The organism is Mycobacterium sp. PS03-16 (genome assembly GCF_004570325.1).
Taxonomy (GTDB): Bacteria; Actinomycetota; Actinomycetes; order Mycobacteriales; family Mycobacteriaceae; genus Mycobacterium.
Map to the genome: position 1 here is coordinate 150,472 of NZ_SPQO01000001.1, position 24,918 is coordinate 175,389.

At 69.0% G+C, this 24,918-nt stretch carries 29 protein-coding genes; 12 read left to right on the forward strand and 17 right to left on the reverse strand.

Annotated elements, in window-relative coordinates; genetic code table 11:
• Position 1: 1 nt before the first annotated feature.
• The 4 genes from E4P42_RS00830 to E4P42_RS00845 form a co-directional block, all read right to left on the reverse strand.
• Complete coding sequence (locus tag E4P42_RS00830; RefSeq protein WP_167759306.1) at positions 2-886, reverse strand: cyclopropane mycolic acid synthase family methyltransferase; 885 nt, start codon at positions 884-886, stop codon at positions 2-4.
• Positions 887-951: 65 nt separating this feature from the next.
• The gene (locus E4P42_RS00835; protein ID WP_135122455.1) at positions 952-1,884 is read right to left on the reverse strand and encodes a cyclopropane mycolic acid synthase family methyltransferase; all 933 of its coding nucleotides are present in this window, start codon (positions 1,882-1,884) and stop codon (positions 952-954) included.
• Between the two features lie 196 nt (positions 1,885-2,080).
• The gene (locus E4P42_RS00840) at positions 2,081-3,097 is read right to left on the reverse strand and encodes an NAD(P)/FAD-dependent oxidoreductase (protein WP_135122456.1); all 1,017 of its coding nucleotides are present in this window, start codon (positions 3,095-3,097) and stop codon (positions 2,081-2,083) included.
• A 32-nt stretch (positions 3,098-3,129) separates the two neighbouring features.
• Positions 3,130-4,197, reverse strand: coding sequence for a type III polyketide synthase (locus tag E4P42_RS00845; protein ID WP_135122457.1), 1,068 nt, complete (start codon positions 4,195-4,197; stop codon positions 3,130-3,132).
• 71 nt (positions 4,198-4,268) lie between these two features.
• Between E4P42_RS00845 and E4P42_RS00850 the strand changes: the two genes are divergently transcribed.
• Positions 4,269-5,615, forward strand: coding sequence for an adenylate/guanylate cyclase domain-containing protein (locus tag E4P42_RS00850; RefSeq protein WP_135122458.1), 1,347 nt, complete (start codon positions 4,269-4,271; stop codon positions 5,613-5,615).
• A gap of 2 nt (positions 5,616-5,617) precedes the next feature.
• On the opposite strand, the gene E4P42_RS00855 is transcribed toward E4P42_RS00850, so the two are convergent.
• Together E4P42_RS00855 and E4P42_RS27550 are read right to left on the reverse strand one after the other, a co-directional pair.
• On the reverse strand, positions 5,618-6,853 hold the full coding sequence (locus E4P42_RS00855) for an oxygenase MpaB family protein (protein WP_135122459.1): 1,236 nt from the start codon (positions 6,851-6,853) through the stop codon (positions 5,618-5,620).
• A gap of 61 nt (positions 6,854-6,914) precedes the next feature.
• Positions 6,915-7,046, reverse strand: coding sequence for a hypothetical protein (locus E4P42_RS27550; RefSeq protein ID WP_256371138.1), 132 nt, complete (start codon positions 7,044-7,046; stop codon positions 6,915-6,917).
• 190 nt (positions 7,047-7,236) lie between these two features.
• Between E4P42_RS27550 and E4P42_RS00860 the strand changes: the two genes are divergently transcribed.
• A complete protein-coding gene (locus tag E4P42_RS00860) occupies positions 7,237-7,428 on the forward strand; it encodes a hypothetical protein (RefSeq protein WP_135122460.1) in 192 nt (63 codons plus the stop codon).
• 2 nt (positions 7,429-7,430) lie between these two features.
• Here the strand turns inward: E4P42_RS00860 and E4P42_RS00865 are convergent, their stop codons facing one another.
• Positions 7,431-7,949, reverse strand: coding sequence for a DUF5994 family protein (locus tag E4P42_RS00865; RefSeq protein ID WP_135122461.1), 519 nt, complete (start codon positions 7,947-7,949; stop codon positions 7,431-7,433).
• A gap of 307 nt (positions 7,950-8,256) precedes the next feature.
• Between E4P42_RS00865 and E4P42_RS00870 the strand changes: the two genes are divergently transcribed.
• From E4P42_RS00870 to E4P42_RS00880, 3 genes are all read left to right on the forward strand, one after another.
• Entirely contained in the window at positions 8,257-8,460 is a 204-nt protein-coding gene (locus tag E4P42_RS00870; protein ID WP_135122462.1) for a cold-shock protein, read from the forward strand.
• 201 nt (positions 8,461-8,661) lie between these two features.
• A complete protein-coding gene (locus E4P42_RS00875; protein ID WP_135122463.1) occupies positions 8,662-9,108 on the forward strand; it encodes a DUF5994 family protein in 447 nt (148 codons plus the stop codon).
• A gap of 55 nt (positions 9,109-9,163) precedes the next feature.
• Entirely contained in the window at positions 9,164-10,624 is a 1,461-nt protein-coding gene (locus tag E4P42_RS00880; RefSeq protein WP_135122464.1) for a wax ester/triacylglycerol synthase domain-containing protein, read from the forward strand.
• Positions 10,625-10,640: 16 nt separating this feature from the next.
• On the opposite strand, the gene E4P42_RS00885 is transcribed toward E4P42_RS00880, so the two are convergent.
• Both E4P42_RS00885 and E4P42_RS00890 read right to left on the reverse strand, forming a co-directional pair.
• A complete protein-coding gene (locus tag E4P42_RS00885) occupies positions 10,641-12,149 on the reverse strand; it encodes a cell wall metabolism sensor histidine kinase WalK (RefSeq protein ID WP_135122465.1) in 1,509 nt (502 codons plus the stop codon).
• Positions 12,146-12,850: a response regulator transcription factor gene (locus tag E4P42_RS00890; protein ID WP_167759316.1), complete on the reverse strand. Its 705-nt coding sequence runs from the start codon at positions 12,848-12,850 to the stop codon at positions 12,146-12,148. Before E4P42_RS00890 ends, E4P42_RS00885 begins: the two co-directional genes overlap by 4 nt.
• Before the next feature lie 259 nt (positions 12,851-13,109).
• Between E4P42_RS00890 and E4P42_RS00895 the strand changes: the two genes are divergently transcribed.
• From E4P42_RS00895 to E4P42_RS00905, 3 genes are all read left to right on the forward strand, one after another.
• Positions 13,110-13,514, forward strand: a complete 405-nt coding sequence (locus E4P42_RS00895; protein WP_135122588.1) for a DoxX family protein — start codon at positions 13,110-13,112, stop codon at positions 13,512-13,514.
• 127 nt (positions 13,515-13,641) lie between these two features.
• On the forward strand, positions 13,642-14,226 hold the full coding sequence (locus E4P42_RS00900; protein WP_135122467.1) for a sigma-70 family RNA polymerase sigma factor: 585 nt from the start codon (positions 13,642-13,644) through the stop codon (positions 14,224-14,226).
• 28 nt (positions 14,227-14,254) lie between these two features.
• Entirely contained in the window at positions 14,255-15,289 is a 1,035-nt protein-coding gene (locus E4P42_RS00905) for a sorbosone dehydrogenase family protein (protein ID WP_135122468.1), read from the forward strand.
• Here the strand turns inward: E4P42_RS00905 and ppk2 are convergent, their stop codons facing one another.
• Complete coding sequence (gene ppk2, locus E4P42_RS00910; RefSeq protein WP_135122469.1) at positions 15,290-16,174, reverse strand: polyphosphate kinase 2; 885 nt, start codon at positions 16,172-16,174, stop codon at positions 15,290-15,292.
• Between the two features lie 64 nt (positions 16,175-16,238).
• On the opposite strand from ppk2, the gene E4P42_RS00915 reads away from it, so the two are divergent.
• A complete protein-coding gene (locus tag E4P42_RS00915) occupies positions 16,239-16,775 on the forward strand; it encodes a hypothetical protein (RefSeq protein WP_135122470.1) in 537 nt (178 codons plus the stop codon).
• Positions 16,776-16,857: 82 nt separating this feature from the next.
• On the opposite strand, the gene E4P42_RS00920 is transcribed toward E4P42_RS00915, so the two are convergent.
• On the reverse strand, positions 16,858-17,328 hold the full coding sequence (locus E4P42_RS00920) for a hypothetical protein (RefSeq protein WP_135122471.1): 471 nt from the start codon (positions 17,326-17,328) through the stop codon (positions 16,858-16,860).
• Positions 17,329-17,564: 236 nt separating this feature from the next.
• Here E4P42_RS00920 and E4P42_RS00925 point away from each other — a divergent pair, with 236 nt between their 5' ends.
• The 3 genes from E4P42_RS00925 to E4P42_RS00935 all read left to right on the forward strand — a co-directional run bounded on the left by E4P42_RS00925 (position 17,565) and on the right by E4P42_RS00935 (position 19,981).
• Positions 17,565-17,849: a hypothetical protein gene (locus tag E4P42_RS00925; protein WP_135122472.1), complete on the forward strand. Its 285-nt coding sequence runs from the start codon at positions 17,565-17,567 to the stop codon at positions 17,847-17,849.
• Between the two features lie 48 nt (positions 17,850-17,897).
• Entirely contained in the window at positions 17,898-19,220 is a 1,323-nt protein-coding gene (locus tag E4P42_RS00930; protein WP_245233827.1) for a hypothetical protein, read from the forward strand.
• Between the two features lie 281 nt (positions 19,221-19,501).
• Positions 19,502-19,981, forward strand: coding sequence for a hypothetical protein (locus E4P42_RS00935; protein WP_135122474.1), 480 nt, complete (start codon positions 19,502-19,504; stop codon positions 19,979-19,981).
• 39 nt (positions 19,982-20,020) lie between these two features.
• Here E4P42_RS00935 and E4P42_RS00940 read toward each other — a convergent pair whose 3' ends face one another.
• The 6 genes from E4P42_RS00940 to E4P42_RS00965 are packed head-to-tail and all read right to left on the reverse strand — an operon-like array spanning position 20,021 to position 24,819.
• Positions 20,021-20,599 (reverse strand): TetR/AcrR family transcriptional regulator, encoded by a 579-nt coding sequence (locus E4P42_RS00940; protein ID WP_167759307.1) that lies wholly within the window; start codon positions 20,597-20,599, stop codon positions 20,021-20,023.
• Between the two features lie 11 nt (positions 20,600-20,610).
• Complete coding sequence (locus E4P42_RS00945) at positions 20,611-21,564, reverse strand: C-terminal binding protein (protein WP_135122475.1); 954 nt, start codon at positions 21,562-21,564, stop codon at positions 20,611-20,613.
• The gene (locus tag E4P42_RS00950) at positions 21,561-22,358 is read right to left on the reverse strand and encodes an HpcH/HpaI aldolase/citrate lyase family protein (RefSeq protein ID WP_167759308.1); all 798 of its coding nucleotides are present in this window, start codon (positions 22,356-22,358) and stop codon (positions 21,561-21,563) included. Before E4P42_RS00950 ends, E4P42_RS00945 begins: the two co-directional genes overlap by 4 nt.
• Positions 22,345-23,352 carry a phosphotriesterase gene (locus tag E4P42_RS00955; RefSeq protein ID WP_135122477.1) on the reverse strand — a complete coding sequence of 336 codons (1,008 nt, stop codon included), beginning with the start codon at positions 23,350-23,352 and terminating at the stop codon, positions 22,345-22,347. Before E4P42_RS00955 ends, E4P42_RS00950 begins: the two co-directional genes overlap by 14 nt.
• A 1-nt stretch (position 23,353) precedes the next feature.
• Positions 23,354-23,545 (reverse strand): ferredoxin, encoded by a 192-nt coding sequence (locus tag E4P42_RS00960; protein ID WP_135122478.1) that lies wholly within the window; start codon positions 23,543-23,545, stop codon positions 23,354-23,356.
• Complete coding sequence (locus E4P42_RS00965; RefSeq protein ID WP_135122479.1) at positions 23,542-24,819, reverse strand: cytochrome P450; 1,278 nt, start codon at positions 24,817-24,819, stop codon at positions 23,542-23,544. Before E4P42_RS00965 ends, E4P42_RS00960 begins: the two co-directional genes overlap by 4 nt.
• Positions 24,820-24,918: the final 99 nt, after the last annotated feature.

Here is a 24,918-nt window from a genome sequence, read left to right on the forward strand (position 1 = left end):
CCTACTTGACCAGCGTGAACTGGCCGACGTAGCTGACGTTGCGGTTGAAGAAGTCCGAGCAGCCGACCAGGTAGCGCATGTAGCGGTCGTAGACCTCCTGCGAGGTCGCGGCGATCGCCTGCTCGCGGTGCTCCTCGAGGCTCTTGGCCCACGTGTCGAGCGTGCGGACGTAGTGCTCGGTCAGGTCCTGCTGCTCGGCGACGGAAAACCCTGCCGCGGTGGAGTATTCGATGACGTCCTCGTCGCACGGCACCGACCCGCCGGGGAAGATCTCCTTGGCGATGAACCGCATGAACCGCAGATCGGTCATCGTGATCGGGATGCCCATCTCCGGCCAGCGCTTGAGCGGGTGACCCATGATCGTCTGCAGCACCATGCGGCCGTCGCCGGGCATGATGCGGTGGCACAGATCGAAGAACGCCTTGTAGCGCTCCTTCGGGAACGCCTCGAACGCCTCGATGCTGACGATGCGGTCGACGGGCTGCTCGTACTCCTCCCAGCCGCGCAGCATCACCTCGCGTGAGCGGGTGGTGTCGACGGCGTCGAGGATCTCCTGGCCGAGCGCGCGCTGGTTCTTGCTCAGGGTGAGGCCGATGACGTTCACGTCATACCGCTCGACAGCGCGTTTCATCATTGCGCCCCACCCGCAACCGACGTCGAGCAGCGTCATCCCGGGCTGCAGGTCCAGCTTGCCCAGCGCCAGATCGATCTTGGCGATCTGCGCCTCTTCGAGCGTCATGTCCGGCCGTTCGTAATAGGCGGAGCTGTACGTGCGGGTGGGGTCCTGCCACAGCCCGAAGAAGTCGTTGGAGATGTCGTAGTGGGCCTGGATGTCCTCGTAGGCCACCTTCATCGTGCCCGAGTCCCCCGACCCGTTGCCAGCCATCTGCGACGTCCTCCTAGTGCCCGAAATTCGATCGTGATGTGTATAGCGCAGAATGCCTAGCTTGGCTAAGCGGGCGCCTTTTCCAGCGTGTACTGGCACACATCGGTGTAGCCCTCGCGGAACAGGTCGGCGCAGCCCTTGAGGTACTTGAGGAACCGCTCGTAGATCTCCTCGTTGGTGATCTCGATGGCCTCGTCCTTCTTGGACTCGAGGTTCGACGCCCAGCTGTCGAGGGTCTTGACGTAGTGCGGCTGCAGGTGCTGCTCGCGGGTGACGGTGTAGCCGGCCTTGACGGCGTGCTCCTTGACCATCGAACCCAGCGGCAGACGGCCACCGGGGTAGATCTCGTCCATGATGAACTTGATGAAGCGGACCCGCGACATGGTCAGCGGCAGTCCCTTGGCTTTGATCTCCTCATCCTCGGGGATGATGATCGTGTGCAGCATCTGCACACCGTCGTCGGGCAGCCAGTCGAATGTCTTCTTGAAGTAGTCGTCGTACTTGTTGAAGCCGAAGTGCTCGAACGCGCCGATCGACACGATGCGGTCGACCGAGCCGCTGAAGTCCTCCCACGGCTGCAGGCGGACCTCCATGTTTCGCTTGCTGGTCGAGTTGGCGAACCAGTGCTCTTCGATGTGGCGCTTCTGGTTCTCCGACAGCGTCAGGCCGATGACGTTGACGTCGTACTTCTCGACCGCGCGCATGATCGTGGCGCCCCAGCCGCAACCGATGTCGAGCAGCGTCATGCCGGGTTCGAGCTTCAACTTGCTCAGCGAGAGGTCGATCTTGGCCATCTGGGCCTGTTCGAGGGTGTAGTCGTCCTTCTCGAAATAGGCGCAGCTGTAGACCTGATTCGGGTCCTGCCACAGCTTGAAGAACTCGTTGGAGATGTCGTAGTGGAACTGGACCTCACCCTTGTCCGACCCGCGCGTCTGGGACGCGGACTTGGAGAGCCACGCGGACTGTGCCTTGGGGGTAGCGCTGGATGTATCTGCCACTGTCCGTCCTTCTCAGCTGGGAATCGTCGAGTCGGTTCGCCGTGCTGGTCTGCTCAACACGGGCCCGAGACTACGCCAGTGATCACGCCGGTGCGTCAGGTACTGCAGCGCGTCTGGGGGGCTCCGCGGGGGTGCGGGACAGGGCGGATTCGTCGGTCACGTGATCAGCAACCGTCGGGCGTGTCGCTGGGGCGGCTCAGCCGGCGAGCCGGTTGACCAGGCCGGTGAAGACCGCCGGCGCCGCGGCGGCGGCAGGCACGATGCGCGGGCGCAACGCGGGTGAGGTGCCGGCCGCCAGCAGCCCCGCGGTGAGGATCCGGTAGCGGCGCGTCGACTGCCGCCACAGCCGGTCGTAGTCGTCGGTGCGGCCGGTGGTGAGGCAGCCGATCAGGAGCTCAGCGGTGCCGAATGCGATCCCGAGTCCCTCGCCCGTGAGCGCGTCGAGATACCCGGCGGCGTCGCCGACCAGGAGCACCCGTCCGCAGGCCCGGCGGCGGACGTGCTGGCGTAACGGCCCGGCGGCCCGGTCGGGGCCGTGCGGATGGCCGCTCACCCGTCGTTCGAGGGCGGGGAATGCGTGCAGATGACGGTCGAAGCCGCCGCGCCGGGACGTGAGGATCGCGATGCCCACGCAGTCCTCGGCAACCGGCGTCACATAGGCCTCTGCGCCGTCGGCCCAGTGCACCTCGACGCGGTCGGTCCACGGGGCGAGGTGGACGTGCCGGCGCAGGCCCCACCGCCGCGGCGCGGTGGAGGTCTGTTCCAGCCCGAGGCTCCGGCGGATCGACGAGTGCAGGCCGTCGGCCGCGACCAGGTGCCGTGCGCGGAACTCGCCAGACAGCACGGACGTCGCGTCCTGGTGGACGGCGCCGACGTCGCCGTACACGAACCGCACCCCGGCCCCGGTCGCCGCCTGGTGCAGCGCCGCGTGCAACGCGGTGCGGCGCACCCCTCGGCCCGGCGACGACCGGAACAGGGCGTCGGCCCGCCGGATCCCGTCGAGGTAGCGGATCCCGCGCAGCGGCATCCCCGGCGGGTCCACGCCGAGGCGAGCGAGGTGCGCGACGGCGTGCGGCATCAGCCCCTCACCGCAGGCCTTGTCGATGGGGCCGCGGCGCTGCTCGATGACGACGACCTCGAGGCCGGCCCGTGCGCCGTGCAGTGCGGTGGCCAGCCCCGCCGGGCCGCCGCCGGCGACGAGCAGGTCGATCACGTCTGATCCCGTCCTCGACGGCGCCGCGCACATCAGTGCCAGCGCAGCAGCACGAGTTCGGAGCAGAAGCCGGGGCCCATCGCCAGCAGCAGTCCGGGGCTCCCGGCCGGTGGGCGTTTCGCGATCGTGTCGCGCAGGACATGCAGCACCGACGCCGAGGAGAGGTTGCCGACGTCGCCGAGCGAACGCCAGGTCAGTTCGAGCGCGTCGTCGGGCAGATCCAGCGCGGCGGTGATGGCCTCGAGGATCTTTGGGCCGCCGGGATGGCTCACCCACGCGCCGACGTCGTCTACGGTGAGGCCGTGGCCGTCGAGGAAGCCGGTGACGTCGTCGCGGAGGTACCGCTCGATGACCGCGGGGAGGTCGGCCGAGAGCACGAGGTGGAAACCATGGGCGCTGATGTCCCATCCCATGGTCCGCAGCGAGTCGGGGTACAGATGCGCCCGCGAGTCGATGACGTCCGGCCCGGTGGCGCCGATCCGCGCGGCGCGGTCTTCGCCGACCGCGACCACCGCGGCCGCGCCGTCGCCGAACAGGGCGCTGCCGACCAGGCTGGCCACGGTCGGATCGGTGCGCTGCCCCAGCGAGCACAGTTCGACCGCGAGCAGCACCGCGACGTCGTCGGGCGCGCCGCGCAGGTAGTCGTGGATTCGCGCCAGCCCGGCGGCCCCGGCCACGCAGCCCAGCCCGAACACCGGCACCCGTTTGACGTCGGGCCGCAGACCCACGCGCGCGGCGATGCGGGCGTCCAGCGGCGGCACCGCCACCCCGGTCACGGTCGTGGTCATGATCAGGTCCACGTCGGTCGGGTCCAGGCCGGCGTCGTCCAAGGCGCCCGCCACCGCCGCACAGCCGAGTTCGACGGCGTGGCTGATGAAGTGGTCGTTGGCCTCGCCGAAGTCGGTCAGCGCCGCATAGGCCTCGGCCGGTAGGACGAGGTGCCGGCTGTCGACCTTGGCGCTCGCGTGCAGGCTGCGGATGAGGTCCTCATACGCTTCCCAGCCGCTCCAGTGCACCACGGCCTCGGTGAGCTCACTCTGGGGATAACGACGCGGGGGCAGTTCTCCGCGGACACCGGCGATCACGCTTGTGGCAGACACACTTTGGACACGGTTGAGTGCTGCGATCGGTTCAACCACCGCGTCGGGCCGGGTCGTGCCATGCTCATGGCATGGCGTCCGCACCGGAGACGCTGTATGCGAGGGATGGCGACGCCCATCTCGCGTACCAGGTCGTCGGTGACGCGGGACCTGACCTGCTGTTCGTGCCGACGGCCACGTTCCCGATCGATCTGCTGTGGGACGAGCCCACCGTCGCCGGGCACCTGCACCACCTGGCGTCGTTCAGCCGGCTGATCGTGACGGATCTGCTCGGGACCGGAAGCTCGGATGCGGTGCCGATCAAGGATCGGCCCGCGATGCAGTCCTGGGCGGACGGGTTGGTGGCGGTGCTCGATGCGGTGGGCAGCGAATCGGCGACGGTGTTCGGGACGTCGGAGTCGGGGTTGCCGGTGCTGTTGCTGGCGGCCAGCCACCCGCAGCGGGTGCGCTCGCTGGTGCTGTGGAGCCCGTTTGCGCGCTACGTGCGCGGCCCGGACCACCCGATCGGGATGCCGGAGCCGGTGCTGGAGCGCTACCTCGACATCGCCGCCCAGGCCGTGGGCAGCGGCGCGGTGGTGGACCGGCTGGCGCCCAGCTGGTCGGGCGACGCGGCGAAGCGGCGCTGGTGGGCGCGCGGCGAACGGCTGGCCGGTGGACCCGCACACTTCCGCGCGATTCTGGATCTGTTCTTGCACAGTGATATTCGGCCTGCGCTGGACAGTGTGCAGGCGCCGGCGCTGCTGCTGCACCGCCGGGGGGACCGCCATGTCCGCGGCGAGCATGCGGCGGATATGGCCGCGCGGATGGCGCATGCCCGGCACGTCGAGCTCGACGGTGTCGACAACCCGTGGTTCGCCGGCGACGCGGGCCGGGTGCTCGACGAGATCGAGTCGTTCGTGACCGGGGGCCGCGCGGCGGCGCCGTCGAATCGGGTGTTGTCGACGGTGCTGTTCACCGACATCGTCGGCTCCACCGAGCTGGCCGCGGCGCTGGGCGACGAGGCGTGGACGGCGCTGCTCGCCGGGCACGACCGGATGGTCGACCGCGAGGTGAACGCTGCGCGCGGGCAGCTGGTCAAGTTCACCGGCGACGGGGCGCTCGGGGCGTTCGACGGCCCGGCACGAGCTATCCAGTGCGCGAGGGCGATTCGCGAGGGTGCCGCCGAACTCGGCCTCACCGTACGGGCCGGGCTGCACACCGGGGAGGTGGAGGTCGCCGATGGCGACGTCCACGGCATCGCGGTGCACATCGCCGCGCGGATCATGGCGCTCGCCGCGCCCGGCGAGGTGCTCGTGTCCGGGGTGGTGCCGCCGCTGGTGCTCGGGTCGCGCATCGCATTCACCGACCGGGGCCGCCACGACCTCAAGGGCGTCCCGCAGCGCTGGCCGGTGTTCGCGGTGCGGGACTTTCCCGACTGAGGTCAGCGGCGCAGCGGTGCGGCGGCTTCGAATGCGGCGGCCCTGCCGGCGGACTGCCAGTGCAGCCAACGCTCCCAGCGCTTCAGATTGCTGTTCTGCCAGTACGTGTCCAGTGTCGGGCTGAATCGCCGGGCGACGTCGAGCGCCGCGATGAAGGGCGCCCTGGCGAGCAGCAGCGCGATGCCGGGCGCGGCGGTCGGCAGGCGGTAGCGGCGGCGGTTCCACGGCAGCATGTAGAGGCCGAGGTAGCCGGCCTGGACGCGATAGTGGTACTCGGCCCTCACGCGCTGGAAGCCCCGGTGGGCCGGCGTCGGGCGGAAGGCGGGGACGAACGATTCGACGAGTTCGGCCCCGTTGCCGCCGCTGTCGTAGCTGCGGGCGGCGTCGGCCATGACCAGGATGCGCCAGGCGTCGGCGACGGTCTCGGGGAAGTAGCCGTCGCAGCGTACGCCGACCAGGTGGCCGCAGTAGCGGTTGAAGTGCAGCACGGCGCGCATCTCGTGGGCAGAGGTGAGGTGGCCGAGCGCGAACAGTCCGAGTGCGGGGGCGACGCTGCCGCCGAGCAGGGTCAGCAGCATCGCGGACTGGCTGATCGGCAGGCCCCAGCGGGCGCGGTCCCACTCCGGGTGCTCGGCGACGCGGGCACGCACGCTGACGTGCATGATCCGCACGTGCAGCGAAATGCTGCGGGCCGGGGAACCGGGCGTGAGCAGCGCGCCGGGGCGGCACACCTCGATCCACCATTTCGACGTTTCGAGGTAGCGGTGCAGTGCACGGTCGCCGGCGTAGCCGCCGGACAACGACAGCGGGACGGCGAGCCAACCCTCGGTGTAGGTGTCGTTGGTGCCGGCGTTGCCGAGCGCACCCAGGGCATACGCCCAGCGGCGCCACACGGCGGCGCCCTGTTCGAGCAGGTCCGGGTCGAGCCAGTCGGGGATCTCCTCGAACTCGGCGAACAGCGCGCGCATCGACTCCGGTGCGTCGGGCACGGAGTCGATGCCGTCCCGCTGCGCCTGCTCGACGAGGTCGCGCGCTTTCCGCGCGCCGAGCGCACCGTGGTAGGTCTCGGCGACGAAGCGTTCCGCCGTCGGGTCACCCTGGTTCAGCCCGGCGATGAACCGCGCGGCCGTGGCGCCGTCGGGGAACAGGTCCACGCCGAGCCTGCGGAGCGCATCGCGTAGCCGGGTACGGCGGCCGGGCGGTGGCGGATAGCGGAAGGCGGTGGGCTGCTCCGACATGGATCTGTCTTAGCGCACCGCATCTGCGCGGCGCTGCGTTTCCCTCAAGCGAAGCCCTGGGTCAGCGTTTCCTGTCGAACAGCGCTTCGGCCTGTGACGCCCTGGCCGCTTTGGCGTGCTTCTCCGCGCGTTTCTCCTTGAGCGACTTGCCGGACTTCTTGGTCATGGACTGGCGGGGAGACTTGTCAGACATCGTCGGCCCTTTGTGTTGGGGGCCTGGATGGTCCCGATCCCTCGACCCTACGCGCTCGATGCGCGTACCGTCGCAGGTATCGGTGAGCCCGTCGGTGGCCATGCGTGCTCGAGGAGAAAATCCATTGTCTTCGAGGTGATTTCCGGTCGATCATCCGACTTCGACCGCGCCCGGAGGGAAGAAGAGACCCATGACCGTGACCGTGACACTGCCCAGTGGCGACACCGATCGATACATGCGGTTCGGTGACGCCTACGTCAAACGCCACGACGGCACACTCGACGTAATGCGCACCGGCGCAGAGCCGTTCACCTATGCGGCCGGCGAGTGGACCGACGTGAACGGGGATCAGCGTCGGGCCAGACGCCGCTTCTGGCGCTGAGATCAGTCGAGCAGAACCGGATCCGCGGCCGGGGCGAGGCCGTCCCGCACCGCGCTCCGGTGGGCGCATTCGGTGCGCGCCGTGTGCACGATCTCGGCTGCGGCCCGGCATGCCTCACTGTCCTGGTGTTGGGCGAGGATCGGCAGGGCGGCGGCCTGTCGCAGCACCATGACGGCGAGCGCGCGGTTGGTGTCCGGCGGGACGACCAGCAGGTGGGCGGTCGCACGCTTTCCGGTGGCGGTGAGCACCCGTTTGTGGCGAGCTCGCTGCCCGGGAAAGGCGGGGCCGCGATGCGCCGAGCGCGGATCGAGGTGCCGCGCGCCCTCCAGGGACGACCAGTTGACGGTGATGTCGAGCACTGAGCCCACCCGGCCGTTGAGCACCTCGATCAGTTGGGGGAGCTCGCGCGCCATCGACGTCGAGTAAGGCCACCACGCGCCGTCGAGGTCACCGCCCAGCATGGCTGCCACGGTGAGGCGGATGAGGTCACCCGGTCCGCCGCGCAGATCGGTGGCGCTCATGGCCGGCCGGTCCGCGCCGAACAGATTTGCAGCACAATGGAAATCGGCATGAAAGCGTCCTCGCTTGTCTTGAGAATGCGGCGCGCGACGGAGGACGGGCGTCGGGATCTGTGTCGGTTGGCCAACGACTCACCTTCGACGCTACACCCAGCGGGGCGCGGACTGAAGCGATGCGGCGGTCCAACCGGGGACCGCGCGAATTTTCTTGATTCCCAGGCAAGAAGATTCTTCAGCGGGTCAAGGGGCGTGCTACCTTGGTGGTGGATGTGTCTTACATCCATTGAGAATGAGAGTAGTTGGAAACAGTATGACGCAGGGAACTGTGAAATGGTTCAACGGCGATAAGGGCTTCGGCTTCATCGCTCCCGACGGCGGCGCGCCTGACGTGTTCGTCCACTACAGCGAGATCCAGGGCGGCGGATACCGCTCGCTCGAGGACAACCAGCGCGTGCAGTTCGAGGTCGAACAGGGTGCCAAGGGGCCTCAGGCTGTCGGAGTGACGGTCGTCTAGACCTCCAGATCTTAGAATGGGCCGGCGGATACCCGCCGGCCCATTTCTGTTTTTCTACAATGCTTTTGGCACCGAAATATGGAATGCACAGCGGCGGGCGTACAGTTGGCCGTATCGGCGGTACCCCGCACGCGACCATCTTCAGTTGTGTCGCCGCCGGTGTGACTGAGCCGGTCGACGGCTCGGACGGGATCGTCCCCCATGTTTTCCCAGCAATCACACACCGGCACCAGCCGGCCGAATCAAGGCCCCGACCACACTCCTCGACTGCGGCTCAAGCGCAAAGCGCCGGCGTCAGGTTACGTCGACGGCGGGTGGTGGCCCCACAGCGGTGACCTCTCCACCGAACTCCCCGATCTGCTCGCCGTACTGTCCGTTCGGCTGGGCTCCGTCGAACGGGTGGCCTATCACCTCGGTGAGTGGGCCGATGCACCACGCAAGATTCGCATCGACGGTCACACCGTCAAGCTCGACGGCTTCCGCCGCCAGCCGCCGAACACGATCGGCATCTCGAGCGGGCGCGGTAATGACATCACCCTGCTGGTCGTGCCGGCGCAGACCGAAGCCGACCGCGCGCACACCATCGTGATGGCCGCCGCCGCGGCCGGCGACAGGTCGAGTGTGGACACATTGCTCGGCTCGGGATGACGCAACTGCGCTGCCCCGCAATACAACTGGCGGTCGTCAGCGATCAGGTCCCCTGATGGTGACCCGGCTGGCCGCCGCTGATGCGATGGCCCTGAATCTGCAGACCCCGACCACGCCGGCGCATACGGTGGCGGTGCTCGTCCTCGAAGCGTCGACACCACTCAGTCACCGCCGGCTGGCACGGTGGGCGGCCTGCGCGTTGCCGCGGCTCGCCCGCTTCCGTAGCCGATTGGTGGATAAGCCGCTCGTCGGCCAACCCCTGTGGGCGGAGATCGACGACTACGATCCGACGCCACAGATCCACGCCGCGAGCGTGGTGGCGCCCGGCGGGAACCGTGAGCTCGGTGACCTCATTACGCTCGTGAACGGTCCGCTGGCGGATCCACGCGCGCTGTGGGAGGCGTGGAGCATCGACGGCCTGGCGGGCGGCCGCTGGGCGCTCGCGGTGCGGATGTCGCCGGTGCTGAGCGACGAGGGACGTGGTGTCGCGGCGATGTGGGAGTGCCTGACCACCGGCACGCCCGGCGCATCGGGCGGGCCGGTGGAGCCCGGCCTGGGACCGGCCCCGTCGTCGGGGCAACTCCTGACCGACACGGTGAGCGAGTTCGTCGAGAACCAGCTCACGGGCATGTGGACGGTGACCGAGACGGTGACCGGTGCGCTTCCGTCGCTCGGACGCCGGTTGCGCGCCGGCCCGGCGCGGCATACCGAGGCGGCAGCCCCGGTACCCGCGACGCCGTTCAACACGCCCATGACCACGCGGCGAGCGTTGGCGTTCGCATCGATACCCGCCGGCCATGTCCAGCACGTCAGCCTGGCGTTCGGCGCCAACACCGCAACGGTGGTGCTGGCCGCGTGCACGCTGTCGCTGCGGGCGTGGTTGCGGCAACACGACAGGATGCCCAGCGCGCCACTGACCATGACGGTGCCACTGTCGGCGCCGGCCGGTGATCCCGCGACCAACGGCGGCCCGGCCGCGATGGGCCGTGTGCACATGCCGGTGCACCTCGACGATCCGGTGCAGGTGCTCACCGACCTGCACACCGCCACCGAGCGGCTGAACATCGCGAGCCGTGACGAAATCACCGATGCGACTGTCGATGTCGCGGAGATCCTGTCGCTGTTCCCGCCGTGGGCGGTGCGGGCCACTGCACAGGTGTACCGGGGGCTGGGGGTGGCCGGCTGGCGCGGTCCGCGGTGCCACGGGAGTATCTCGTTCGTCGGCACGCGCACCGGGCCGGTGTTCTGCTCCGGCGCTCAGGTCGCCGCGATGTATGTCGCCGAGCCGCTGGTGGACCGCCGCGGACTCGACGTGACGGTGACGCCGCACGGTGACGTCATCGACCTGTGTGTCGGCGTGTGCCCGGACACCGTGCCGGACGTCGACGGCATCGCGACGGGCATGACCGCGGCGATCGACGAGCTGTGTGCGGCGGCCGGCCGGACGCCGCGCGGTGAGGGACGCTCGGTGGTCACGGAGATGACATCGCACGTGAGCAGACGCTCCCGTACCTGACCGACTCGGCTGCGCTCTACCGTGCCGGGACCGTCGCCCTGTGCTCGACCGGCGCAGGCACCGTCGGCAATCGGACGGTGAACGTGGTGACCCCGGATTCGGACCGCGCCGAGATACTGCCGCCGTGGGCTTCGACGATGGACGACGCGATCGACAGGCCCAACCCGAAGCTGCCCGCCTCCCGTGACCGCGACTTGTCGGCCCGCACGAAGCGCTCGAACAGGTGCGGCAGCAGATCGTGGTCGATGCCGGGTCCGTCATCGCTGACCGTCAGCTCGACGCGAGCGTCGCCGTCTCGGGTCAGCGCGGTGGTGACCGTGGTGCCGTCCGGGGTGTGCACCCGCGCGTTGGACAGCAGATTGGCCAGGGTCTGGTGTAGCCGGGCGCGGTCGCCGCGCACCCACACCGCCGGGTCGGGCACCTCGGTGCGCCAGTGATGTGTCGGCGCGGACACCGCGGCGTCGTTGACCGCGTCGACGACCAGCTCGGTGAGGTTTACCTCGGTGGTGTCGAGGTCCTGACCCTCGTCGAGGCGGGCCAGCAGCAGCAGGTCGGCGACCAGCGCGCTCATCCGCCGGGTCTCGGCCTCGATGCGGGCCAGCGAGTACTCGGTCATCTCGGGCAGCACCGCGCTGTCCTGGCGGGTCAGCTCGGCGTAGCCGTGGATCGCGGCCAGCGGCGTGCGCAGTTCGTGACTGGCGTCGGTGATGAACTGCCGCATGCGCCGGTCGGAGGCGGCCACATCGGCCAAGGCGCGTTCGACGTGGTCGAGCAGCCGGTTGAGGGTGTCGCCGACGAGCCCGGCCTCGGTGCGGGGGTCGGTGTCGCCGGCGGGCACCCGCGGAGCGATCGCGTAGTTGTCGCGGTCCAGCGGCAGGGTGGCGACCTCGGCGGCCGTCGCGGCGACGCGGTGCAGCGGCCGTAGCGCGAACCGGACGATCCCCAGCGTGCTGATCGCGGTGACGATGATCGCGAGCACGGTGAGGGTGGCGACCACCGCGGTCTCCTGCAGCATCGCCTGCCAGGCGGGGGTGCGGGACACCGCGGTCACGATGACCTCGTTGTCGCCGACGGGCCGGCTGGCCATGCGGTACCACCCGAGCCCCGGCAGTTCGACGGTGCGGGGCTGCGGGTCGGTCCAGTTGAGGTCGGCGATCTCCTCGACGGCGGCCTGCGGTGGGGTGCGTGCCTCCCCGTCGACGAAATGCGCGGAGTCGACCACCGTGCCGTTCTGGATCAGCGCGACGACGTTGCCCGGCGCCTGCCCGATGAGGTTGGTCAGCGGTTTCATCGCCCCGGGCGGCGGCATGGCACCGCCGGGGCCGGGGGTGGCCCGGTACTTCTCCACCGCGCTGAGGCTGCCGTCGGCGGCGCCCGCGAGTTGGCTGTCGATGATGCCGAGCACCGAGGACCGCAGGGACAGCACCGACAGCGTCCCCATCGTTCCGACGGCGATCATGACGACCACCGAAACGCCGACCACCAGCTGCCGCAGCAGCGTCCAGCTCCGCCAGATCCGCGTCATTCGGGGGGCCGCAGCATGTATCCGACACCGCGCACGGTGTGGATCATCGGTGGGTGGTCGGCGTCGATCTTCTTGCGCAGATACGACACGTACAGGTCGACGATGCTGGATTTGCCGCCGAAGTCGTACTCCCAGACTCGGCGCAGGATCTCGGCGCGGCTCAGCGCCCGGCGCGGATTGCGCATGAGAAAGCGCAGCAGGTCGAATTCGGTGGAGGTCAACGCCATCGGCGTTCCGGCGCGGGTGACCTCGCGGCTGGCCGCGTCCAGAGTGAGGTCGCCGACCCGCAGCGTCTCCCGGTCGGCGGGCGTGAGGTAAGCGGTGCGGCGCAGCAGACCGCGCAGGCGGGCAACCAATTCCTCGAGCGAGAACGGTTTGGTCATGTAGTCGTCGCCGCCGGCGGTCAGCCCGGTGACGCGATCGGTCACCGAGTCGCGGGCGGTGAGGAACAGGGTGGGCGTGTAGGTGTCGGAGTCGCGGATCTGCGCCAGCACGCCGAGGCCGTCGGTGTCGGGCAGCATGATGTCGAGCACCAGCACGTCGGGGGTGTTGGCGCGGTACTTGGCCAGCGCTTCGGCGGCGTCGTGCGCGACGTCGATCTCCCAGCCCTCGTAGGTCAGGGCCATCCGGATCAGGTTGGTCAGCGCGCGTTCGTCGTCGACCAGCAGCACCCGGATCGCGGACCCGTCGGCGCGCGTCATCCGGGGCAGCTGACCCAGGATGGCGCGGCGGGGGCCCTGCTCGTTGACCGGCGCGGATGTCACGGTCCCATTGTCGCGGTTCGGCCCGGGCCGCACATAGGGCTCATAGAAACCTCATAAGAAGAGGCCGTGGCGCCGTCGCGGCCTATGAATCGTCTATGAGCGGCGTGACGCCGGCCGGTGCGCCCGCTGACGATGTCGAGTGACTCGCGCCGCGTGAGGTCGACTCGAATACGGAAGGTGGAAGCCATTGTTCGCGATGAATGAGCGCCGGAGGACTGCCACGCTGGAGACCCATCTCAGATCGCAGTCAGACGTCGGGGTCGGCGTCTTCCGGATCGTCGTCGGGCTGTTGTTCGTGATGCACGGGACGGCGAAGCTCTTCGGCTGGCCCGAGGGTGCGCCGGCCGCGCTCGGCGCCTGGCCGATGTGGTGGGCCGGGATGCTCGAGGTGGTTCTCGGCGGCCTCGTCGCGATCGGGCTGTTCACCCGGCCGGCGGCGTTCGTCGCCTCCGGCATGATGGCGGTCGCGTACTTCTGGCGGCACTTCCCCGACGGGTTCTGGCCGCTGGTCAACGGCGGCGAGACCGCAGTGCTGTACTGCTTCGCGTTCCTGCTGCTGGTGTTCCTCGGTCCCGGTGGTGGTGCCGTCTCGCGACGCTGAACCTGATTCACTGCACGGCCCCCGGTCGCACGACCGGGGGCCGCGCGCGTCTCGGCAACGTGGTTGTCTCTATGTGTTCGATGTGAGAGTCGTTACTGGGCAACGGGTTCCGCATAGCGTCGAAGACATGACATCGACAACGGTCCACCCGATCTCCCTTCCTGACCTGACCGAGCGCGAATTCAACGATCTGACAGGACGATTCGAGCGCGACGTGGCTCCACTACGGGCGGAGCTGGTACGCGCCGCGCGGCGGCTGACAGTGCGCGACGCGGACGCCGAGGACCTCGTGCAGGACGTAATGCTGCGCGCTTACCGGAGTTTCGCGACGTTCGACGACGGATCGAACGTCCGGGGGTGGATGTACCAGATCCTGCGCAACACCTGGGTGTCCAACTACCGGGCGGCGCAGCGGCGGGTGGCGGAGGTGCCGACCGACGAGATCGGCGACCAGGTCGGCGGTGCGTGCGAGGCGGCGTTCCTGGACTTCGAGCCGGACTCCGAGGTGTACGCGGCGATGGCGGCGCTGCGCGAGGAGTTCCGGATGGTGGTCTACCTGGCCGACGTCGAGGGATACCCGTACGCGGAGGTCGCCGCGATGATGGGAACACCTGTCGGAACGGTGATGTCGCGACTGCACCGGGCGCGCCGGCAGCTGCGGGTGGCGCTGGGCGGCACGGTGCGCCGCCGGCGGCTGGTCGCGGCCGCGTGAGCGACGGTGTCGCGGGGTACTCCCGGGCATGGTCACCTCTGCGCGCCTCGTCATCGCTCTTGCGGCGTTCCTCCTTGTGGTCGCCTGCACCGAGAACCCGCGGTCGCACGGCCAGCCGCCGGGCGTCGCGGATGTCGCGACCGGGCTGGCCGTGCCGTGGGGGATCGCGTTCCTGCCCGACGGCAGCGCGTTGATCGCCGAGCGCAACACCGGCGCCATCCAACACCTGACGCAGCCGGGTGTCGTCACCGAGGTCGGGCGGGTGGCCGACGTCCAGGCGCGTGGCGAGGGCGGGCTGCTCGGGCTGGCGACCGCGGGGCAGACGGTGTTCGCGTACCTCACCACCGGCGGGGACAACCGGGTGGTGCGGATGGGCTTCGACGGGTCGGCGCTCGGCGCGCAGACGCCGATCCTCACCGGGATCCCGGCGGGGTCGATCCACGACGGCGGGCGGATCGCGTTCGGCCCGGACGGCAAGCTGTACGTGGCGACGGGTGAGCGGGGCGATCCGCAGCTGGCGCAGGACCGGTCGTCGCTGGGCGGCAAGATCCTGCGGATCAACCCGGACGGGTCGGTGCCGTCGGACAACCCCGACCCGGCGTCGCCGGTGTGGTCGTACGGGCACCGGAATGTGCAGGGGCTGGCCTGGGATGCGGCCGGGCGGTTGTGGGCGTCGGAGTACGGCGCGCGCACGTGGGATGAGCTGAACCTGATCGAGCCGGGCGGCAACTACGGGTGGCCGCTGGCCGAGGGCCGGTCGGGGCGTGAGGGACTGATCGACCCGGTGCTGCAGTGGTCGACCGACGACGCGTCGCCGTCGGGGCTGGCGTTCTACGGCGGGTCGCTGTGGATGGCGGCGCTGCGCGGCGAGCGGCTGTTCCGGATTCCGGTCGGCGCCGACGGCGCGCTGGGGGAGTCGGCACCGCTGTTCGTCGGGCAGTTCGGGCGGCTGCGCACGGTCGTGGCGGCGCCGGACGGGTCGCTGTGGTTCACCACCAGCAACCGCGACGGGCGTGGGGATGCGCGGGACGGGGATGATCGGATTCTGCAGTTCCGGCCGTGATCAGTCCTCCAGCGCACGCCCCACGATCAGCGGATCCGGCTCGCCGACGACGTCGCAGTCTTTGTCGTCGTACTCAAACTTCGACAGCAGGAACCGCATCGCGTTGAGGCGGCCGCGCTTCTTGTCATTGCTCTTGACGACGATCCACGGCGCGTGGTCGGTGTCGGTGGCGAGGAACATCTGTTCCTTGGCCTCGGTGTAGTCGTCCCACCGCCGTGCCGACTCGAGGTCCATGTCGGAGAACTTCCAGTGCCGCAGCGGGTCGATCAGCCGGATCGCGAACCGGGTGCGCTGCTCGGCCGGGGACACCGAGAACCAGAACTTTGTCAGGTGGATGCCCTCGTTGACCAGCATCTGCTCGAAAAGCGGTGCCTGGCGCATGAATTCGGCGTGCTGCTCGCGGGTGGCGAAGCCCATCACCTTCTCCACACCGGCACGGTTGTACCAGGACCGGTCGAACAGCACCATCTCACCGGCGGTGGGCAGGTGCCGGACGTAGCGCTGGAAGTACCACTGCGACTTCTCCTCCTCGCTCGGCTTCTCCAGCGCCACGACGCGGGCGCCGCGCGGGTTGAGGTGTTCGGTGAAACGCCGGATCGTGCCGCCCTTGCCGGCGGCGTCGCGTCCCTCGAAAACAATGACGTGCCGGGCGCCGGTGCGTTTGCTCCAACGCTGCAGCTTGAGCAGTTCGATCTGTAGCTTGCGCTTGCACTTCTCGTACTCGACGCGCGGCATCCGCTCGTCGTACGGGTAGTGCTCGCGCCAGGTTTGGGTCGGCTGGCCGTTGTGGTCGAGCAGGACCGGGTCGTCGTCGTCATCGTCGTCGACGGTGTAGCCATGCCCGTCCACCGCCAGGGCATCAAGATCAATCTCATTCTCGCTCACAGTATTCGGTCTAGCAGACAAAAATGAGCGACCGGCTTAGATCTGCGCGGGCCACAATCACCGGGTGAGTGATCGGCCCGGCCGGGCCCGCCGACTGCTGCAGGCGATCGCGGCGATGGAGCTGGCCAGCGCGCAGGTGATCAGCGGGGCCAGCCGGCTGATCGACGGCGTCGCACAATTGGCGCTGCTGGTGTTTGGGGTCGGGCTCGGCGTGCACATCGCGGGCCGGTTGGCGCCGCAGCCGCCGTCGCCGCAATTGGGGTCGTGGTCGCTGTACGTCGCGGTGGTGGTCATCGGGGTCGGGCTCTACATCTACCTGTCGGCGCCGAAGGGGTCGCTGCTGTGGCTGGTCGCGGCGATCGGGGTGGCGCTGATCGGGCAGAAGGTGGGCGGGCTGGTGCTGTCGCCGACGCACGCCGGTGCGGTGGGCGCGTTCCTGGTCGTGCCCTTCGCGATGCTGGGGGCGCGGATCAAGACGTCGCCGCCGGCAATCGTGATGATGCTGGCGGCGTTCTGGGCGCTGGTGCCAGGCGCGCTGAGTTCCGAGTCGCTGGGGGAGGCGGCGGCCGGAACGGGAACGACATCGCGACGCCCGGGGTGACGGTCGCGGCGATCTTCTCGATTGCGCTGCGCACGCTGATCGGCTGGAGTGTGTTCGCGACGATCCGGGCGCGGATGGAGCGTTAGATCTCCGGGGTGAGCCGGATGGCGGCGATCTTGAGGCGTTTCGCGGCTTCGGTGAAGTCGGCCAGCGACGGGACGGTGTCGCCGCCGAACCGGAAGCCCATCATGCGCTGCGCCTTCTTGGCGCCGTAGCCCTGCGCGGCGCGGTGCACGAGGTCGGCGACGGTGTCCGGGTCGGAGATCAACTGGCCTTGCATGGACGCGGTCTTGCCGCGGTAGGTGATCTCGGCGGGCGCGCCGTCGCGGAAGTTGTGCTTCCACCCGGCCTCGAGGATGACGTGCAGATTGCCGTCGATCAGGTGCGCGCTGACCGGAACCGCGAAGCGGCGACCGGTCTTGCGGCCGGTGAAGCCGACGACCATGAAGTCCTTGAGCGCACCACCGAGCGGCGTGCGCAGGGCGAGGCGCAGTGTGGGGTTGATGGCGCTGAGGAGGGCTTGCGGCGGGTGGGCGACCTCGATGGTGGGCACCTATTTACGGTAGTGGAAATTGCGGGTGGACGGGTTCCGAGGCGTTGTCGAGACGGCGGCGCGCGCCGCCGAAGTCATCGAGCTGATTCACGTCGGAATGATTGACCGGTTGCCAGTATCGGAGCCGCAGATCGCAAAGTGCCCGTCCCAGCCGTCGACACAGAATCAGCGTCTTTCGAGGTTCGTGGCCTGAGTGAGAATCGAAGAGCCATCAAGAGCGCGTGAGGGAGGACGACATGCTGGTTGATCCGGAGATTCTGCGCGCGTTTGCCGCCCAGGTCGAGATCGCGGCGGGACACATCAGCGCAGCAGACCTCGAAGGAAAGACGTCGGCAGCCGGTGATGCGCTTCCGGGGTCGACCACACAGTGGGCGGTGACGGCAGTGGGCGAGCACTTCAACCGGATGGCCGATGAGCTATCGCAGAACGTCGCGAAGATGGGGACTGCTGTGCGCGGCGCAGGCGATGCCTTCGAGGTCGCGGACGATTCGTTGGCCAGCCAGTTCGACGGGCTGTTTTGAGCGATGCTTCCAGCGAGGCCCACTTTGAGGGGCTGGAACCCCGATGTGATGACCGCCGCGGCCCCGGCGGTCAAAAGTGCCGCCGACTCGGTCGCCGGTGCGGTGAACGGTGTCGACCAGGCCTGCGCGAACATGCCGGAAACCGAGGCTTGGTCCGGCCGCTCACACGACGCGGCGAGTGCGATGTTCGGACGAGCTAACCGCAACGCCTCCAACGTGCAGGCATACGCGAAGTCCGTCGCCTCAGCACTCGACACGGGAAGTGACGCCATCGGAGCTGCCCGGTCATCGCTTCTCAACAAGGCGGATCACGTCGATGCCGGTCCCCTCACTGTCACAGATCAGTGGGTTGTGTTGATCGACCCGGTGCGGATGTCGGCCGACGATCTCGCTGAGTTGAAGAAGCTGGCAGCCGCGGAACAAGCCGAGATCAATAAGCTCCTGACGGTGCTCGGCGATGCCGACGAGGACACAGCGAATGCCGTTGCCGCTGCGGGTGCCCAGTTTGGATTCGTCGAAGCCAAGCCCTCCAGTGCCCCATTTGCCATACCGGAAGGGCCGCTACGACCTCGAGATCAGGTGCCCGATCCTCGGGACCCGGTTGGCCTCCTCGACCAACAGGCGCTGCGCAACGGAGACATGGCGATCACCATCCGTGAGGTCATCGAGTCGGAGAACTCCTACGGGGAAGAGGTCACAACGGTGATCATGCAGGACGGCAGTAAGCAGGTGATCACCAAGAAAGACCCCTTCCAGTGGCCAAGCAAGCAGAATTTCGTCTCCGTGGAGCAGTACGACAAGGACGGGAATGAGATCTCACGGTCAAGCTCCTGGCACGACCTCAGTAACAACTGTGACTACACGTCGGTCACGTGGCCGGACGGTTCGAACTTCTCGATGTCGATGGACCCGACGGGGCATCGCAGCGCGGGGTTCACAACGGCGGGCGGCCGCCACCAGGCAGTACCAGTCCAGCTGATCGACAACATGTCGCTCGGCGCAGGCTCAGCGCTGTCCGGGCTGGAGAAGCATGCTGTGAACGGTGGAAGCCTGCCCATGCTGACGGCCGACTCTGTAGACAACATCGGTAAGGCTGCGAAATTCGGTGGTCCGGCGCTTGGAGTGGCCACGACGGTGTTCGACATGGTGATGGCTGAGTCCGGCAGGGATGCGTGTATTGCAGCTTTCGGTGGTGGCGGCGGTGGGCTCGGCGGATGGGCGCTCGCTGAGGGTGGGGCGGTAGCAGGAGCGGCGACGGGTCCGTTGGCGCCCGTGATGGTTCCTACGCTGGCGGCGGGCGGCGCGCTGCTCGGTGGATGGGGATTCGCGGAGCTCGGCAAGAAGATCGGAGACGTCGTTTGTCCGTACTGAAATTGCCGGAGCCTCCAGGCTGGGTGTCAGGTGACAGGCGGCTGACCTGGGTCAGCGTCGCAGGCCTTGCGCCGGCGGTGGCAGCGCTTGTCTTTGGGTTGCGGTCGTTGTTCCGGGCCAGCTACTTGACCGCGTTCGTGGCGTTGACGCTTGCAGCGAGTTTCGTACTGGTGGTGGTCGCACTTCAACTTGTTCGCCGGAGCCAAACGTCGATGCGCGCGGAGAATGACTCGGCAGGGACGACGCTCCTACCGGACCGACGGTTCGCTGTACTGGGTGTGTTGAGTCTGCTGCTGGGAATCTGCAGCATGTTGGCGATCGCTATCGCTCTGCCCTTGGGCGCACTCGATATTTCGATGTCGGGCGGTATGCGACTCTTCTCGCCCATTGTTGCGGGATTCGCGGCACTGGTGGGAATAGTCGGGTTGGTCAGAGGCTGGCGGCGTGGAGGCATTGGCTACGTCGACTTCACCGCCGATGGAATCGACATCGCGAACATCGCGTACACCGAGTCGGTCGACTGGGACGACATCGCAGACGTGCGGGACACCGCGCAATCCAAGAAAACGCGCAAAGCCATCGTGCTTGTGCTGCGAGACGGCGACGAGAAGGTCATCGACGGCGCGGACATCTACCTGCCCGGAGGGGCCGGCTTGTACTGGATGGTGCGGCACTACTGGCAGCTACCTGAGAATCGACCCGAACTGAATGACGGACGGGCTCTGAAGCGACTCCGTGAAGGGCGGTTTTCGACAACATAGGCGTCGCCGGGAATCCCCCGTGGAAATGCTCGCGCATCCTCAGCATTCCGCCCCGCGACGCAGCAGCGCCATCGCGCGGTGCATCGTGGCGCGGGTGCGCGCCTCGTCTCCCACGTGCACGTGTTCGAGCACGGCCATCGCGAAGATGCCGTAGTAGGCCTGGTCGAGGGCGGCCGCATCGGCGTCCGCGTGCAGCGAGCCGTCGGCCTCGGCGTCACGCAGGATGCGGCGCAGGCGCGCCCGCAGCTCCACCACCTCGGGGAACTTCGTCGTCGGATAGCGCAGCAGCAGAGCGTAATACGCGCCGATGTTGTCGACGTCGGCGAAGAACATCGTCAGGCAGTCGTCGTAGAACGCCTCCACCCGCCGCAGCGGCGATTCACCCTCCGACGCCCGCAGGAAGCCGTCCCACCGCGCGGCCAGCCGCTCCCCGAAGACCTGCAACAGCAGTTCGTCTTTGTTCGCCGCGTAGAGGAAGATCGTGCCCAGCGCGACCCCGGCCCGCTCGGCGACCTGCCGCATCGTGACCGCCGAGAAGCCGTCCGCCGCGACGATCTCCCACGTCGCGGCGAACACCGCCGCGCGCCGGCGTCGGCTCTCCTCCTCGCGTGCCCCCACGGTGGGTGAGCCTAGACGTGGTTGACCGGGTAGTGCGGCGCCTCCCCGCGCAGCACGCGGGCCACCTCGGCGAAGCTCTTGACCATCGTCTCGCCGAGCGACTCCCGGCTCCAGTGCGCGGCGTGCGGGGACAGCAGGATGCCGTCCACCCCGAGCAGCGGGCTGTCCGCGGGCAGCGGCTCGGTCTCGAACGTGTCCAGCCCGGCGCCGCCGAGGTGCTTGGACGCGATCGCCTCGGCCAGCGCCGCCTCGTCGATCAGCCCGCCGCGCGACACGTTCACCACGACCGCGCCGCGCTTCATCCGCGACAGCGCCGCCGCGTCGAGCAGATGGTGCGTGGTGTCGGTCAGCGGCACGTGCAGCGACAGCACGTCGGCGGCGGCGATCACCTCCTCGAGGCCCATCAGCGTCACGTCCAGCGCCGCGGCATCCTCGGCCGAGACCGCCGGGTCGTGCGCGACTACGGTGAAGCCGATCGCCCGCGCGGCGACCGCCACCCGGCGGCCGATCCGGCCCAGCCCGATCAGCCCGACCGTCTGAACATCGGGGCGATGCAACGACATTCCGAGCCGCCCGTCCCCGAACTTGCCCGCGCGCACGCCGGCGTCCCACGCGGTGAGCTTGCGGGTCAGGGCGAGGATGAACGCCATCGCGTGCGCGGCGACCTCGTGGAAGTTCGCGTCCGGGACGTTGGTGACCTGGATGCCCCTGGCCGTCGCGGCCTCGACGTCGACCACGTCGACGCCGATGCCGCAGCGGTGGATCACCTTGCAGCGGGTGAGATCGTCGATCAGCGGCGCCCGGATGGGTTCGACGGCGACGATCAGCGCGTCGGCGTCGCAGGCGTGCTCGCGCAGCGCCTCGGCGGAAGCATCGGGCACGGTGACGATCTCGGCGATCTCGCGCAGCGGCGCGGTGATCGCGTCCGGCGGCGACATCGTGGGGTTGGTGATCAGCGCCTTCACTGGCCGGCCTCCGTGATCAGTTCGTCGGTGAGCGCGCGGGCGGCCTTGGCGCCGGCGGCCAGCCACTGCCCGTCGGAGCCGTACACCTGCAGCCGCACCCCAGCGCGGGTCATCGCGCGGGCGTGGTCGGGGGTGAAGACGGCGCCGGCCAGCACCTTGTCGTGCGCGCGGGCCGCGGCGGCGATCGTGCCCACCGCCTCCAGGGTGGCGTCGGCGCCGATGCCCTTGAGCACCTTGCCGTCCGGCACGGCGCCGATTCCGAGCGCCAGGTCGATGGGCCCTATGAACAGCCCGTCGACGCCAGGGGTCGCTGCGACGGCGTCGACCTCGGCCAGCCCGCGCGCGGTCTCGATCATGACGAGCAGCAGGGGACCGTCGCCGGGGGTGAAGCCGGCGCCGGGGGTGGGCCGCACCGGGCCGTAGGAGCGTTCGCCGTGCGGGGGATAGCGCATCGCCGACGCGGCCGCGGCGGCCTCGGCCGGGGTGTTGACCATCGGGACGATCACCCCGGCCGCGCCGAGGTCGAGGGCGCGCATGATCTGCCACGGCTGGTTGGCGGGGACGCGGATGAGGACGGGCTTGTCGTGCAGGGCGGCCGCGCGCAGCATCGGCAGCACCGTGGCGAGGTCGGCCGAGCCGTGCTGGCAGTCGATGACGAGGTAGTCGAGGTCGAGGCGGGCGAGTGCCTCGACGGCGTGGGGATCGGTGAACGTGACCCACGGCCCGGTGGTGATGGGGCGCTCGGCCAGCGCGCGCCGGAGGGGCGACTTGGGTTGTGGCTCAGTGGTGGTCACGGCGCTCCTTGGGGACGGCTGCCAGCAGGCGGGCCGGGGTGTCGACGAGAATCTGATGGAGGTGGGCGTCGGAGATGCCGGCCTCGCGCATCGCGGGCGCGACGGTGGTGGGGAGGTAGGTGGGGTCCCAGTGCGGGAACCGCGCGGTGTAGTCGGCGTCGAGCCAGTCAGTGTGCAGCATCGCGTCGTGGGAGACCACGATGCGGTCGGCGTAGCCCTGGGCGCAGAGCTCGGCGATCACCGCGACGCGCTCCTGGGTGGTCGGGGCGCCGTCGATGTCGTAGCCGAACCGGTCGGAGGCCATCGTGGCGCCGGTGTCCATGAGGGCCTTGAGGTAGTCGGTGTCGGTCGTGTCGCCGCTGTGGCCGATGATCACGCGGGTGAGGTCGACGCCCTCGGCGGCGAACAAGTCGAGCTGCTCGATCCCGCCCTTGGTGTGGGGGTCGGAGTGGGTGGTGATCGGGACGCCGGTCTCCTTGGCGGCGATCGCCGAGGCGCGCAGCAGGCTCTTGGCGCCGCGGGTCAGGCCGTGGGGACCGGTGACGCACTTGATGATCCCGGCGTGGACACCGGTGGCGCCGATGCCGTCGACGATGTCGGCGACGAACACGTCGACGAAGAAGTTGCCGCCGCGCTGGCGAGCCAGACCCTGACGAATCTCGAACGTCTTGGACGGCGAGTCCTCGGTGTAGAAGCCGGTGGCGACGACGATGTTGAGGTCGACGCGGTCGTTGATCTCGACGAGGCTGGGGATGTCGCGGTCGTGGCCGAAGACGGTGACGTCGACGATCGTGTCGATGCCGGCGTCCTTGACCCGTTGCAGGCGCTCGACGGTGACGTCGATCGCGGCCGGTTTGCCGTCGGGAAAGGCGATTTCGGGGCGGTCGTTGGCCAGCGCCGCGGACACCGCGAACACGTGCTCGTGCATGAGCGTGCGCCCGAGGCCGGCTGTCCTGCGCTCGCCTTTGACGGTGGCGACGGTGCCCTCGGTCACGTCAGTCCTGCAGTTCGAGCGCGCGTTTGGGGCAGTTGCGGACGGCGTTCTCGACCGGTTCGCGCTGATCTTCGGTGGGTTCTTCCTGCAGGACGAGGAGGTTGTCGTCCTCGTCGAGGTCGAACACGTCGGGGGCGTCGGCGACGCAGATGCCGTTGCCTTCGCAGAGGTGCCAGTGCACGTTGACCTTCACAGTGCTCCTTCGGTGGCGGCGCCGGGGGCTGGGGCGCTCAGTGAGTGGATGCGGACGGGCAGGTGGTCCCAGCCCTTCTGGAAGCTGGAGGCGCTGTGCACGGCGGCGGTCTCGTCAAAGTCGAATTCGGCGACGGCGGAAAGGAACTCCTGCAGAATGACGCGGCCCTCCATCTTGGCCAGGTGCATGCCCATGCAGAAGTGGCCGCCGTGGCCGAAGGCCAGGGTGCGCTTCATGGGGCGGTCCCACTGGAAGGTGTCGGGGTCGGGGAACTCGCGCGGGTCCCGTTGGGCGGACTGGATGAGGAAGATGATGCGCTGGCCGGGGGTGAGGTGGTGGCCGAGGATGTCGACGGGGGCGGTGACGGTGCGCGAGAACCATTGGGCGGGGCCGCAGTAGCGCGACATCTCGTCGAAAGCCTTGGGAGTGTTGGCGGTGAGGTCGTCGCGGACGGCGGCGAGCTGGTAAGGGTTCTTGGTGAGTTCCCACAGGCCGTGGGAGGTGACCTTGGGGACGGTCTCGACGCCGCCGATGAGCGGGACAAGGAGCTGGGCGGCAACTTCGCGGTCGGTGAGGGAGCGGCCTTCGAAGACGGCGTTGAGGGCGCCGTCGACAAAGGGGTGGGTGCCGTCGGCGCCGGCGTCGCGGCGGCGGGCGACGGCGAGGTGGGCGGCGCGGCTGATGCGCTTGAGGCCGTCGAGGGGGTTGAGGCCGAGGCTTTCGTTGCCGATGGCGGCGGAGGATTCGTTGATGGCGTCGCGCAGGTCGGCGGCCATGTCGGCCGGGAGGCCGGCGAGGTGGCACATGGTGCGGGCGGTCCAGAGGCCGAAGAGGGCAGGGAGGTTGAATTCGCCCTGGGCGAGGGCGGTGGGGAGGTCGGCGCGGACCATGGCGCGGAACCAGTCTTCGAGCCGGGAGACGGGGCGAGGGCGGAAGGGATGGTTGACAAAGCCGCGGAGCTGGCCCTGGTGGGGCTGGTCGACGCGGGTGAAGCCGGGAACGGGGTCGAGCGGGCTGGGCGGGACGGGGCCGTCGTTGCGGGCGAGCATCTCGGCGCGGGTGGGGACGGTGCCTTCCCGGGCCTCGAACGGCAGGTCGGGGTCGCCGAGCAGGTCGTAGACGTCCTGGAAGCGCGAGACCACCCACATGTCGTAGGCCTCGACGTAGTACAGCGGGTGCTCGTCGCGCAACCAGGCGTAGTAGGGGTAGGGGTCTTCGAGGCATTCGGGCGAGAACGGGTCGTAGTGCTTGATCACTGCATCGCCTGCACGCATCGACCTGTGACCTCCGGTTCGCTGAACGTGTTCAGTGAAGTGTGGGGGATGCGTGTGAGGGAGTCAAGAGCAGGGAGCCCTCGGGCAGCGAGCGAAGCC

What these genes read in the sequence shown, in the direction of transcription:
- E4P42_RS00830 (WP_167759306.1), bottom strand. Translation starts at nt 886, where the DNA reads ATGGCTGGCAACGGGTCGGGGGACTCGGGCACGATGAAGGTGGCCTAC.
- E4P42_RS00850 (WP_135122458.1), top strand. Translation starts at nt 4,269, where the DNA reads ATGGCGTCCGCACCGGAGACGCTGTATGCGAGGGATGGCGACGCCCAT.
- E4P42_RS00855 (WP_135122459.1), bottom strand. Translation starts at nt 6,853, where the DNA reads ATGTCGGAGCAGCCCACCGCCTTCCGCTATCCGCCACCGCCCGGCCGC.
- E4P42_RS27550 (WP_256371138.1), bottom strand. Translation starts at nt 7,046, where the DNA reads ATGTCTGACAAGTCTCCCCGCCAGTCCATGACCAAGAAGTCCGGCAAG.
- E4P42_RS00860 (WP_135122460.1), top strand. Translation starts at nt 7,237, where the DNA reads ATGACCGTGACCGTGACACTGCCCAGTGGCGACACCGATCGATACATG.
- E4P42_RS00865 (WP_135122461.1), bottom strand. Translation starts at nt 7,949, where the DNA reads ATGAGCGCCACCGATCTGCGCGGCGGACCGGGTGACCTCATCCGCCTC.
- E4P42_RS00870 (WP_135122462.1), top strand. Translation starts at nt 8,257, where the DNA reads ATGACGCAGGGAACTGTGAAATGGTTCAACGGCGATAAGGGCTTCGGC.
- E4P42_RS00875 (WP_135122463.1), top strand. Translation starts at nt 8,662, where the DNA reads ATGTTTTCCCAGCAATCACACACCGGCACCAGCCGGCCGAATCAAGGC.
- E4P42_RS00880 (WP_135122464.1), top strand. Translation starts at nt 9,164, where the DNA reads ATGGTGACCCGGCTGGCCGCCGCTGATGCGATGGCCCTGAATCTGCAG.
- E4P42_RS00885 (WP_135122465.1), bottom strand. Translation starts at nt 12,149, where the DNA reads ATGACGCGGATCTGGCGGAGCTGGACGCTGCTGCGGCAGCTGGTGGTC.
- E4P42_RS00890 (WP_167759316.1), bottom strand. Translation starts at nt 12,850, where the DNA reads ATGACGCGCGCCGACGGGTCCGCGATCCGGGTGCTGCTGGTCGACGAC.
- E4P42_RS00895 (WP_135122588.1), top strand. Translation starts at nt 13,110, where the DNA reads ATGAATGAGCGCCGGAGGACTGCCACGCTGGAGACCCATCTCAGATCG.
- E4P42_RS00900 (WP_135122467.1), top strand. Translation starts at nt 13,642, where the DNA reads ATGACATCGACAACGGTCCACCCGATCTCCCTTCCTGACCTGACCGAG.
- E4P42_RS00905 (WP_135122468.1), top strand. Translation starts at nt 14,255, where the DNA reads ATGGTCACCTCTGCGCGCCTCGTCATCGCTCTTGCGGCGTTCCTCCTT.
- E4P42_RS00925 (WP_135122472.1), top strand. Translation starts at nt 17,565, where the DNA reads ATGCTGGTTGATCCGGAGATTCTGCGCGCGTTTGCCGCCCAGGTCGAG.
- E4P42_RS00930 (WP_245233827.1), top strand. Translation starts at nt 17,898, where the DNA reads ATGACCGCCGCGGCCCCGGCGGTCAAAAGTGCCGCCGACTCGGTCGCC.
- E4P42_RS00965 (WP_135122479.1), bottom strand. Translation starts at nt 24,819, where the DNA reads ATGCGTGCAGGCGATGCAGTGATCAAGCACTACGACCCGTTCTCGCCC.